Raw genomic sequence first — 11,948 nt, forward strand, 5'->3', positions numbered from 1 at the left:
ATGGACGCCGGGGACAACCCCCCGCCTGCCGGGCCGGACATCGATTCGGACTGGGTGCACGTGCTTACCGTGCACAAGGCAAAGGGGCTCGAGTTCGGAACGGTTTTTATGGTGGGGCTTGTCTCGGAGAGGTTCCCGAGGAGGAAAAGGAAAGACCCCATAGAGGTGCCCGAGGGGCTCGTAAGGGACATAGTGCCGACCGGAGACTTCCACCTGGAAGAAGAGAGGAGGCTCTTCTACGTGGGCATGACCAGGGCCATGGACGAGCTCTACCTGACGAGCGCCTCGGACTACGGCGGGGTGAGGGCGAAGAAGGTGAGCAGGTTCGTCCTGGAGGCGCTCGACACCCCGCGCGCGGCCACCACCATAAAGGCCGCCCCCAAAGAGGCCATAGAGAGGTTCGCTCCCGTCCGGAAGGCAACTCACGGGCTCGAGCCCATAGCCGGCGACACGGTCTTGAGGCTCAGCCACTACCAGATAGACGACTACCTTACCTGCCCCTTGAAGTTCAAGTACGTGCACGTCCTGAAGGTCCCGCTCCTCCCCCACCACGCGGTCATGTACGGCAAGGCCGTGCACGACGCGATCTCCATCTACTTCCGGAGGAAGACCGAGGGGGTGAGGATAACCGAAGAAGAGCTGATCGACGCCTTCAGGGGTTCCTGGCGGAGCGAGGGTTTCGTCTCCAGGGAGCACGAGACCCGGAGGTGGGAGGCCGGGGCGGCCGCGCTTAAGGGCTTTCTCGCGCGCGAAGGCGCTAACGGCATCATGCCCGCCGCCGTGGAGAAGGACTTTAGCGTCGAGCTTGGCACCAGCGTCCTCCGGGGCAGGTGGGACATGGTGGAGGAGAGACAGGACGGCCCGTATGTGATAGACTTCAAGACCTCGGAGATGACCGATAAGAAGAAGGCGGACAAGAGGGCAAAGGGCTCGGTGCAGCTAAAGCTCTACGCCCTTGCCTATGAGAAGAACTTCGGCAGGCCCCCGGCCGGATGCGAGCTGCACTTCGTGGAAAGCGGGCTCGTCGGCGGGGCCTCCTTCGACCAGCCGGAGATGGAAAAAACGCTCGGGATCATAGACGAGGTGGCCTCGGGCATAAGGGAGAGGGATTTTACGGCCAAGCCCGACTACCTTAACTGCGGTTGGTGCGCGTTCAACAACATCTGTCCTGAGAAGTAGGGACCACGGGGCTGTTGAAAAATTGTCATTGCGAGGAGCCCGCCCTTTCCTGAGAAAGGGCGAAGCAATGACAATGAGGTACTTTTTTCAACAGCCCCTCCATGCCCGGATATGAGTTCAAAAGAGTACACATCCATCGACAAACGGGCGTTCGCAAAGCGCTTCCTTGTCGCCTTTATCCCTTCCGTGCTGGTCGCGCTGGGCATTATCGCGGTGGTCTACTTTGTGCACCGCGATAGCGAAAGGACCGTGCTCGAGGCCGGAGAGGCCCACCGCGTGGAGGTGCAGAGAAGGCACATTATCGACAGGTTCCGCTCGGTCGTCACGGACCTCCTGTTCCTCTCCGAGCAGAACGAGGTCAAAAAGTTCCTCGAAAGCGGCGGCAGCGGCTACAGGCGGGAGATAGCCAGAGAGTACCTCTTTTTCAGCCAGAAGAAGGGGATCTACGACCAGATACGCCTTATCGATTCGGCCGGCATGGAGCTTGGCAGGGTCAACTACAATAACGGCGACGTCTCCCTGGTCCCGGACGAGGGGCTTCAGAGCAAGGCGGGCCGCTACTACTTCAAGGAGACCATCGGGCTCGGCCGAGGGGAGGTCTTCGTCTCTCCCTTCGACCTGAACGTGGAGAAGGGGAAGATAGAGGAGCCCCTTAAGCCCATGATACGCTTCGGCACCCCGGTATTCGATAACGAGGGGCGAAAGAGGGGGGTGGTGGTCCTTAACTATCTGGGACGGAGGCTCATAAACACCTTTAAGGATGCCTTCACCGAAGGCCCCGGAAGGTTCGTGCTCCTTAACCCGGACGGTTTTTACCTCCACGGGCTCAGGCCCGGCGACGAGTGGGGCTTCATGTACGAGGACGGGGGAGAGCGGAGGTTCGGGGTCGACTACCCCGAGGCCTGGCATGAGGTGTCCGGGACGGAGTCGGGACGGTTTTATAGTGAGGGAGGGCTCTTTACCTTTACGACGGTCTATCCGCTCAAGGGCACCATGGGGCAGGTCGATTTCAAGGGGGGCGGGGTGGAAAGCCCCTACTACTGGAAGGTCGTCTCCTTCATGTCCGCGGACGCGCTCGCGGCGGAGGGTGGACACGGGCACTGGGCCGTCTTTTCGTCTTTGGGCATTATCCTTCTCCTGGGCGTGGGCGCCGGGTTCTTTGCCGGGGCGAGCGTTAGGAGAGTAGCGGCCGAGCGGAAGCTCCGGGCGGCAAAGGATGGGCTCGAGGTGAAAGTGGCAGAGAGGACCGCGGCGCTTATAAGTCTCAATAAGCACCTGACGGCCGAGGTCGCCGAACGCATACGCACCGAGGAGGTGCTCCGCAGGAGCAAGGAGAGTCTCGACAAGGCGCAGAGGGTTGCACGCCTCGGGAGCTGGGACTGGGATATAGTGAAAAACGAGCTCACCTGGTCCGACGAGGTCCACCGTATCTTCGGGTTGGAGCCCGATGAGTTCGACGCGACCTACGAGGCGTTTCTCGCCTTCGTCCACCCCGACGACAGGGAGGCCGTCAAGAAGGCGGTGGAAGGGGCCCTTGGCGACAGCAAGCCCTACAGCATCGAACACCGCATCGTCCTGCCCGACGGCGCCGAGCGCATCGTCCTGGAGCAGGCCGAGGTCACGCTCGACGGAACGGGCCGGCCCGTCAGGATGGTGGGGACGACCCATGACATAACCGAGCGCAGGAAGATGAGGGATGAGGCGTTGAAGAGTCAGAAACTCGAATCCCTCGGCGTCCTCGCCGGAGGCATCGCCCACGACTTCAATAACCTCCTGACCTCCATCCTCGGCAACCTCTCCTTCGCCAAGCGCACCCTTTCCAAGGGGGACAACATATACACGAGGATAGACGAGTCGGAGAAGGCCTCGGTCCGGGCGGCCGAGCTGGTGCAGCAGCTCCTTACCTTCGCCAGGGGCGGGGAGCCGGTGAAGAAGGTCGTCTCCATCGGGAAGGTGGTAAGGGAGTCGGTGAGTATAGTCTTGAGGGGCTCCAAGGTGAAGGAAGAGTGCGTCGTCCCGGACGACCTCGCGGCGGTGGAGGCCGACGAGGGGCAGATAAGCCAGGTAATGAATAATATTCTCATAAACGCCGAGCAGGCCATGATCGAGGGAGGGACCGTCCGGGTAGTGTGCGAGAACCTAGGGGCCGGTGAGAAGCGGCCGCTCCAGCTGCCGGACGGGGACTACATAAGGATAACCGTCGCCGACGAGGGGGTCGGGATAGGAAAGGATACCCTGCAGAAGATATTCGACCCTTACTTTACGACCAAGAGGAGGGGGAGCGGGCTCGGGCTTGCCAGCGCCTACTCCATAGTCAAGAACCACGGCGGGCTAATCACTGTCGAGTCCGAATGGGGGGTCGGGGCGACCTTCCACATCTATCTCCCGGCTTCGGATAAGGAGGTCCCCGAGGAGAGGGAGGTGGAGGAGGTGCCGCTTGAGGGCGCGGGGCGTATCCTCATCATGGACGACGAGAAGACGATAGGGGGGTTCGTCTGCGACCTGCTGGAGCAGAGCGGATACGAGACGGACCTTGCCGGGTGCGGCGACGAGGCGATAGAGAAGTATGAAAAGGCCCGGAGTTCCGGCAGCCCCTTTTCAGCCGTCATAATGGACCTGACCATAAGGGGCGGCATGGGGGGGGAGGAGGCGATAGGGAAGCTCCGCGAGATGGACCCCGACGTCAGGGCGATCGTATCGAGCGGCTATTCCAACTCCCCGGTGATGGCCGACTACAAATCCTACGGCTTTAGCGGCATCTTGAAAAAACCGTATAAGGCCGACGACCTGATGGCAGCCGTGCGCGAGGTCATTAAAGCCTGACCGGGACTGTCAATCAGAGGCTTACCTTTATAACCGTCTTCACGTTGCCCCTGGGGTTGAACTCTCCGGTGACTTCGAGTTTTCGAGGTTTCAGGAGCTTCTTCAGTTCGTCGAAGACCGTGTTCGTCGCCGCCTCGTGCGATATGGCCACGTCGCGGAAGGAGTTCAGGTAGAGTTTCAGGCTCCGGAGCTCGACTATCTTCTTGTCCGGCACGTAGGCGACCCTTATGGTCGCGAAGTCCGGATAGCCCGAGCGCGGGCACAGGCAGGTGAACTCGGGAAGCGTTATCTCGATTGTGTAATCCCTCTCGGGCGTGGGGTTATCCCAGGCCTCGAGCCCGGCCTCGCTCACCTTTTTCTTTCCATAGTCCTTCATGGGGGGCATTTTAACAGTTCGGCCCCGGCGTGTAAAGGCCGGGCCTTGCGGGCGCAAAAATTCCCGCTATAATAAAAAGACGGGTTTTTTATAATACGGAAAGGAGATATGAGGATGGACACGGTGACAATAGTCCTGCAGGACGCGTCCTACGGGAGCGAAAAACTCTGGAACGCGTTAAGGCTCTCCGAGGCGCTTCTAACGGTCGGGACCGGGGTGAGGATATTCCTTTACGCCGACAGCGTCGCGGCGGCCAAGAAGGGCCAGTCCCCGCCCAAGGGGTACTATAATGTGGGCGAGATGCTCGGGGCGCTCATAAAGAAGGGGGCCGAGGTGAGGAGCTGCCTTACATGCACAAAGGCCAGGGGGTTCACCCAGGAGGAGTTCATCGAGGGCGCGGTCGTCGGGAAGACCATAGACCTGGCGAGGTGGGTGAAGGAAGAGGGAAAGGTGCTGGTATTCTGACGAGGTTTTAACCGGGGGGTGTTCCCGTGCATGTGGAAAGACTTTTAAGGCCCATAGCCGGGAGTTTTATACTCCTTTCGCTTCTGCTTTCGGTGGAGCGATAGGTGAAAAAGTTCCTTCTGAAGCCCGTAATATTTTCGGTTGACCATCCGAAGGTCGTGGCGGCGCTCTACCTCGTCCTGACCTTTCTCTTTGCCGTACAGATACCCTCCATACGCATAGACACCGACCCCGAGAACATGCTCTCCGCCGAAGAGCCCGTCCGGATCGCCCACGAAGAAGTCAAGCGCGACTTTTTCCTCCACGACACCATAGTGCTCGGCGTTGTGGATTCCGCTTCTTCCGATGGTCCCTTCACCCCCGCCACGCTCGAAAATATAGCCAGGATAACGGACGAGATACTGAAGATAGACGGCGTTATCGCAAGGGACGTCATAAGCCCCACCACCACCGACGACATCCGGGGCGAGGGCGGCCTCCTGACGATAGAGCCCCTTATGGGGAGGACCGTTAAAAGCCCGGAGGCCGCCCGGGAGGTAAGGGACAGGGCACTCGCCAATCCTATCCTGAAGGACCTCCTCGTGGCCGCCGACGGCGAGGCCATAACCATCTTCATACCCATAGAGCAAAAGGACCAGAGCCACAGGATATCCAAAGAGATAAGGGCGATAACCGAAAGGCACGGTGGGGGGAGCGAGACCTACCACATGGCCGGACTTCCGGTCGCGGAAGATACTTTCGGTACCGAGATGTTCAAGCAGATGGGTATCTCCGCCCCGCTCGCGGGGTTTTTGATATTCCTCCTCATGCTCTTTTTCTTCAGGGCCCCGCTCCTTGTGCTCTCCTCCATGGCCGTGGCCATGATGACCGTCCTCTGGGCCATGGGGTTTCTCATCGGCGCGGGCTTTACCGTGCATATAATGAGCTCCATGATACCGATATTCCTGATGCCCATAGCGGTCGTTGACTCCATACACCTCTTGAGCGAGTTCCACGACAGGCTCCCGTCGGCGGGAGACAGGAAGAAGGCTATCCTCGAAGTGACCGACGAGCTCTTCGTGCCGATGCTCTTTACCTCGGTCACTTCTGCCGTGGGCTTCGCCTCACTCCTCTTTACGCCCATCCCTCCGGTCAGGGTTTTTGGGGGTTTCATCTCGTTCGGGATACTCGCGGCGTGGATAATGACGATTACGCTCCTTCCGGCCTTTATAATGCTCCTCCCCGAAAAGGCGCTGAAGAGATTCAAGGGGCGCGCGGAGGGGGCGGGGGGGGCGGCCTATCGCTTCCAGCAGGGGCTCGGCCGCTTCGCCGTAAAGCGCGCAAAATCGATTCTTGTCGCGTGCACCCTCCTCGTGGCGGTATCCGTCTACGGCATAAGCCTTACCGTGGTTAACGATAACCCGGTCAGGTGGTTCCACTCGGACCACCCCATACGCGTGGCCGATCGCGTCCTTAACAGCCACTTCGGCGGCACCTACATGGCCTACCTCGTTTTCGAGGGCGAAGAAGGCGGGGAGGTGATGAAAGAGCCGGAGACGCTCGCCTATATCGAAAGACTCCAGAGGGAACTCGCCTCCGTGGACGTGGTCGGCAAGACCACCTCCATAGTTGACGTGATTAAAAAGGTCTCCTTCGAGCTGCACGACGGGGACCCGGCCTATAACGCGCTTCCGGACACGCCTGAGAAGGTGGCCCAGTATCTCTTCCTCTACGAGATGAGCGGCGACCCGGACGACCTCTATCACCTGGTGGACCCCTCTTACGAGAAGGCCAACGTCTGGGTACAGCTTACGAGCGGCGACAACCGGGACATGAAGCGCGTGGAGGAGTTCGCGACCGCCTACATGGAAAAGAACCCTCCGCCGGGTATGGAATCGCGGTGGGCCGGGCTCACATACCTTAACGTCGTGTGGCAGGAGAAGATGGTCGCGGGCATGCTCCGGGCCCTTGCCGGAAGTGCCGTCACCGTATTCATAATAATGGCCCTGCTCTTCCGCGCGCCTCTCTGGGGGCTTATATCCATGGTGCCGCTTACCATGACCATTACCCTTATATACGGCCTTGTCGGCATGAGCGGCAAGTACTACGACATGCCCATAGCCGTGCTGTCGGCGTTGACGCTCGGCATATCCATAGACTTCGCCATACATCTGTGCCAGAGGACGAGGCAGATACGCGCCGGGGCCCCGGACTGGGACGTTACGGTCGGGAGGCTCTTCGACGAGCCGGTGAGGGCGATATTGAGGAACGTGGTCGTCATAGCGGTGGGCTTCCTGCCGCTCCTTCTCTCCCCGCTCGTTCCGTATAAGACCGTCGGCGTTTTCTTCGCGGCCATAATGGCGGTAAGCGGATTCGCCACGCTGCTTCTTCTGCCCGCGCTCATGGCGCTTTTAAGAAGCAGGCTTAAACTTTAAAGAAGGGGGGGTGCCGGATGAAAAAATTCTTTCTTGTGGCGTGTCTTATCGTGTTGCCGGCGTTTGTCTTCTCTACCGGCGCCTCGGCCCTTACTCCGGACGAGATTATAGAGAAGGCCAGCCTCGTCTACTACTACGGCGGGGACGACGGCACGGCGTCGGTTAAGATGACGATAACCGACCGCGCCGGCAGGGTGAGGGTAAGAGAGGTCACAATGCTCAGGAGGGACGTCGAAGACGGCGGGGCGCAAAAGTACTACGTCTACTTCCGTAAGCCGCCGGATGTGGCGGGTATGGTCTTCATGGTCTGGAAGAACATAGGGAAGGGTGACGACAGGTGGCTCTACCTTCCGGCCATAGACCTCGTAAAGCGGGTGGCCGCAAAGGACAAGCGGTCGAGCTTCGCCGGCTCTCACTTCACCTACGAGGACGTCTCTGGAAGGGCCCCGGGCGACGACACACACGAGTTCATTGTGGGGGGGGGAGAAGAAGAGTTCGACGGGAGGCCGGTATTCATAATAAAGAACACGCCGAAGGACGCCGATGCCGTCGAATTTTCCTACTACGTAACGAGGATAGACAGGGAGAGCTTTATGCCGCTTAAGGCCGAGTACTTCGACAGGGGCGGCAAACCTTACAAGACTATGGTCGTCGAAGAGGTTCAAGACGTCCAGGGGATACCGACGGTGGTTAGGGCCAGGGCCGTAGAGGAGGGCAGGGGGGAGACCCTGATAGAGTTCACCGATGTCGGGTATAATATCGGCCTGAAGGAGAAGCTCTTTACCGAGCGGTATCTCAGGAAGCCCCCGAGGAAGTGGATTAAATGAGGTGGTTTCTTCCCGTCTGTTTTATCTTCGTTCTTTTTTGCGCTCCCCGCGCGTCGGCAACGGAGCTTCACGGTTTTCTCGAAGGCGCGTACGGCGCGAAGTTCGCCGACAAGAGGGGTGAGAGGGACCGCTACAACCTTATGGAAGCGAGGCTCCAGCTCAAGGGCCTCTACTTCCCGGCCCTCCTGGAAGACCACGACGGCGAGCTCTTCTTTAAGGCGGAGTTCCTTGCCGACGGCTACGACGACGACCTCTATTTTTACTTCCGGGAGCTTAACCTCTTTCTGAGTCCCGCCGAATCAGTGGACATGAAGCTCGGAAGGCAGGTCTTGACCTGGGGCACCGGGGACTTCCTCTTTGTAAACGACCTCTTTCCCAAGGACTACGTGGCGTTCTTTACGGGCAGGGCCGACGAGTACCTGAAGCGCCCGAGCGATGCCGCGAGGCTATGGTTCTTTACCGACGCAGCTTCTTTCGACTTCGTCCTCATACCCGTCTTCGAGCCGAATGAGAGCTTGAGGGGCGAGCGGGTTTCGTTCTACGACGGTATCGACGGGGAGATAGTCGGAGAGGGTTCGGTACGGAGCTTCGAGGAACCCCCCCGGACGGCGGAGAACGCGGAGCTTGCCGCGAGGGCCTACCGCACCTTCGGGAGCGTTGAGGGCGCCGTATACTTCTTCAGGGGCTTTTATAAGGAGCCGAGGGGCGTGCTCGACGCCTCGAAGAAGGAGTTCTTCTATCCGAGACTTAACGTCTACGGCATGAGTCTCCGGGGCCCCGTATGGGGCGGCATAGGGAGCGTTGAGCTCGGGTACTACGAATCGAGGGACGACAGGGGCGGTGGCGACGGCTCGGTGGAGAACTCTTCGGTAAAGTACCTCTTCGGCTACACGCGGGACATGGGCGGGGAGCTGAAGGTGGGGCTCCAGTGGCTCGTCGAAGAGATGCTCGACTACGGGGAGTACCGTCGCTCGCTTCCGCCGGAGGCCCGGTCGAGGGATGAGTTCCGCCAGCTCCTGACGCTCCGTATTACAAAGCTCCTCCGGAGCCAGACCCTTACGCTGTCCCTCTTTACCTTCTACAGCCCGACGGACGACGACGTTTATCTGAGACCGTCGGTGAGCTACGCCGTAAGCGACAACCTCAAGGTAACGGCCGGTGCCAATCTCTTCTCCGGCGCCGACGACCACACCGAGTTCGGCCAGCTCGAGGGGAACCAGAACGCGTACGTGAGGGTAAGGTACGGCTTTTGAGGGAGAAGGCGTTGGTTTCTTGAATAATGCCCGGTGAGCCGACGTGCCAGCGGCCACGGCGCCCGGCGGTCTAAAGCTCTATCGCCGTGCCGGCGGCCACGGCAAGGCACTCCAGCCCCGAGCCCCTATCGTACGCTATCGACCTGCACTCCTCCACCATCTTGTCTATCTCCGGGTCGGTCCTGTCCTGGTTGTGGTGGAAGAGGCCGAGCTTTTTTACTCCCGCTTCCAGCGCGAGGTAGAGCGTGTCGAGGTAGACCGAGTGGCCCCAGCCGCGGGTGATCTTGTAGTCCGCGGGGGTGTATTCGGCATCGTGGAAGAGAAGGTCCGCGCCCTCGGAGAACTTAACGTAGTCCCTGTAGTCGAGCCCGCCGGGATGCTGGTGGGTTATCTCGTTATCGGTAATGAAGACGAAGCTCTTCCCGTCCTCGGTAAACTTGTATCCCACGCCCTGGTTCGTGTGGCTGAGCGGGATGTTCTCTATCTTGATCCCGCCGATCGAGAAGCTTTTCTTTTTTATGGTGTGGAAGCTTATGTCCGCGTTTATGCCCTCCAGCTCTATGGGGAAGTAAGGGGGCGCCATGGTGTTGGAGATGAGGTTCCTGAGCGAGTCATGCGTGACCTCGGGCCCCCATACCTTTATCTTGCTCTCCTTCCTGTAGAGTGGCTTGAAGAAGGGGAAGCCCGAGAGGTGGTCCCAGTGGGAGTGGGTGAGCAAGAGGCTCATCTTGCTCCTCTTCTTGCGGACGAGGCTGTTCCCGAGCGCCCTTATGCCCGTGCCCGCGTCGATTATCATGATCTCGCCGCTGGCGGAGGTGATCTCCACGCAGGTCGTGTCGCCGCCGTACTTGATGTACTCCTCGCCGGAGACCGGTATGGAACCCCTTGAACCCCAACAACGTATGAGCATTTTTATCCCTGTTCCTTCGGCGCGTTAGATTCGAGATCAGGCGCAAAAAATTTATTATAACAAACGGGAGGGATTAGTCAAATGCGGCCGGACTTTTTGTCCCGGCCGTCCCTTCGTATCGGACATTTATTTTTATCCAAGCCGGATACTGAACAGGATCAACCACAACAGCGCGGCGCAGGCGAATACCGGGAGCTTCAGTTTCGATTGCGATCCGAGGATTACTATCGTGCCAAGGACATAGAACTCCGAGAGTATGCGCATGAAGCCCCAGTCTTCGACCCATATGAGGCGGCTCAGGGTCGATACGAGGACCCCGTAGAGGAGCCACGACAGTTTTTCGTGCGGCCGTGCCGAGGATGAGCGGAGCGAATATAGCGCGGTAACGGCGAAGGCCGTCAGAAAGCACATCTCCGCGAACCATAACCGCTGGTGGTGTGTTTCGAGCGAGGCGTTATGAAGGAAGGACGTTATAAAGTCGGAAAAGGGCAGGGGTGAGCCCGTGAGTTCGTCGCGCGAGAGCAGGGGGAGCGCTCCCCACTGCTGGAAGAGCCAGACCTGCCAGAGGGAATAAAAAATAAGGGGGAGTAGGAATAGGAGGGGGGCCGCCCCCTGTTTGCTTTTGTTTTTCAGTTTTTCGTAAAGCCATATTAAGACGAGCCCGGCCGCGGCCGGGAGTGCGGTCTCCCGGGCCAGCGTCGCGAGGCTTAAGAGCAGTGCGGCGGAGAGGTGCCGCTCTCGTCGGACCAGCAGTAACCCCGTTAGCATAAGCGAGGCCGAGAGCACCTCGGTCAGGTCCCGCGCCAGGCTCAGAAGGAAGCCGGGGTAGAAGGCGAAGGCGAGGCCCCAGAGAGCGTGCCGGCCCATCGAGCGGGCGTAAAGCCCCCCGACCCATCCCATCAGGCAGATGGCGAGATAGTTAACGAGTATCATCGCCGAGGGGACAAGCTCGGGACGCCCGAGCGACACGGCCCATACCGTCAGCGGATAGAGTATCCGCTGTTGGCGATAGCCGGGGTCGTCGATTGTAATGCCGAAGTCGGTTTGCTTCGAGGTAAACGGGTCAAGGGCAAGGCGGTAGTAGAACTGGCCGTCGTAACCGGCGGAGTCGTTCAGTACGCTAAGGTTTTCGGGAACGAGGGCCGGGTCGCAGAACCGGTCGCCGGCCGTTACGAAGTGAGAGGGGTCGTAGCCGCTGAGCGCGAGCCGGAGGACTATAAAAAGGAGGTAGGCCGCCGCGGTTATTCCAAGGGATACCTTTGGAGAGTTCAGGGGAGAGTTCAGGGGAGAATCCATGCGGTTTGTAAAATTCAATTTGATCTCGGGCTTCGTTTTGGTGGTGCGGGGAGGGTCGCGCCTACCTATAATTCCCCCCCCGAGACGCGGGCGGGCTCTTCGGTTTCCGTCTTCGCGTAAGATACGATCCATTCCACGCCGCGGTAGCCGGCCTTCGTTGCAACGACGATGGCGTCCCCCTCCCGGACCGAGTTGTAGAAGTGGGAGTTGACGCTTATCTTGAGCTCCCCCTCTCTATCCCCCCACGCGGGGACGAAGACGTAGTAGCTCGTGCTCTTATCACCCGTCACCTCGGTCTTCCGGAGGACCGTGGCGGTGTGGGCGACCTCCGGGGAGGCGTCGAGGTATCCGTTCGAGAATATGAAGCCCCCCGTGCCCGCGGCGGAAAAGCTTATAAGGGCCGCG

At 59.7% G+C, this 11,948-nt stretch carries 10 protein-coding genes; 6 read left to right on the forward strand and 4 right to left on the reverse strand.

Annotated elements, in window-relative coordinates:
* Positions 1–1,179: PD-(D/E)XK nuclease family protein (locus tag V3W31_02285; GenBank protein ID MEE9613765.1), on the forward strand; the 1,179-nt coding region annotated here is incomplete at its 5' end.
* A gap of 111 nt (positions 1,180–1,290) precedes the next feature.
* On the forward strand, positions 1,291–4,002 hold the full coding sequence (locus tag V3W31_02290) for a PAS domain-containing protein (protein MEE9613766.1): 2,712 nt from the start codon (positions 1,291–1,293) through the stop codon (positions 4,000–4,002).
* A gap of 13 nt (positions 4,003–4,015) precedes the next feature.
* Here V3W31_02290 and queF read toward each other — a convergent pair whose 3' ends face one another.
* Positions 4,016–4,378: a preQ(1) synthase gene (gene queF / locus V3W31_02295; protein ID MEE9613767.1), complete on the reverse strand. Its 363-nt coding sequence runs from the start codon at positions 4,376–4,378 to the stop codon at positions 4,016–4,018.
* Between the two features lie 114 nt (positions 4,379–4,492).
* On the opposite strand from queF, the gene V3W31_02300 reads away from it, so the two are divergent.
* From V3W31_02300 to V3W31_02315, 4 genes are all read left to right on the forward strand, one after another.
* Positions 4,493–4,843: a DsrE family protein gene (locus V3W31_02300; protein ID MEE9613768.1), complete on the forward strand. Its 351-nt coding sequence runs from the start codon at positions 4,493–4,495 to the stop codon at positions 4,841–4,843.
* Between the two features lie 104 nt (positions 4,844–4,947).
* Complete coding sequence (locus tag V3W31_02305; GenBank protein MEE9613769.1) at positions 4,948–7,257, forward strand: MMPL family transporter; 2,310 nt, start codon at positions 4,948–4,950, stop codon at positions 7,255–7,257.
* 17 nt (positions 7,258–7,274) lie between these two features.
* Complete coding sequence (locus V3W31_02310; protein MEE9613770.1) at positions 7,275–8,084, forward strand: outer membrane lipoprotein-sorting protein; 810 nt, start codon at positions 7,275–7,277, stop codon at positions 8,082–8,084.
* Positions 8,081–9,337 (forward strand): hypothetical protein, encoded by a 1,257-nt coding sequence (locus V3W31_02315; protein MEE9613771.1) that lies wholly within the window; start codon positions 8,081–8,083, stop codon positions 9,335–9,337. Before V3W31_02310 ends, V3W31_02315 begins: the two co-directional genes overlap by 4 nt.
* Positions 9,338–9,407: 70 nt before the next feature.
* Here the strand turns inward: V3W31_02315 and V3W31_02320 are convergent, their stop codons facing one another.
* From V3W31_02320 to V3W31_02330, 3 genes are all read right to left on the reverse strand, one after another.
* Entirely contained in the window at positions 9,408–10,247 is an 840-nt protein-coding gene (locus tag V3W31_02320; GenBank protein MEE9613772.1) for an MBL fold metallo-hydrolase, read from the reverse strand.
* Between the two features lie 132 nt (positions 10,248–10,379).
* Positions 10,380–11,561: a hypothetical protein gene (locus V3W31_02325; GenBank protein ID MEE9613773.1), complete on the reverse strand. Its 1,182-nt coding sequence runs from the start codon at positions 11,559–11,561 to the stop codon at positions 10,380–10,382.
* A 47-nt stretch (positions 11,562–11,608) separates the two neighbouring features.
* Positions 11,609–11,948: hypothetical protein (locus V3W31_02330; GenBank protein MEE9613774.1), on the reverse strand; the 340-nt coding region annotated here is incomplete at its 5' end.

This window comes from Thermodesulfobacteriota bacterium (assembly GCA_036482575.1).
GTDB lineage: Bacteria > Desulfobacterota > GWC2-55-46 > GWC2-55-46 > JAUVFY01 > JAZGJJ01.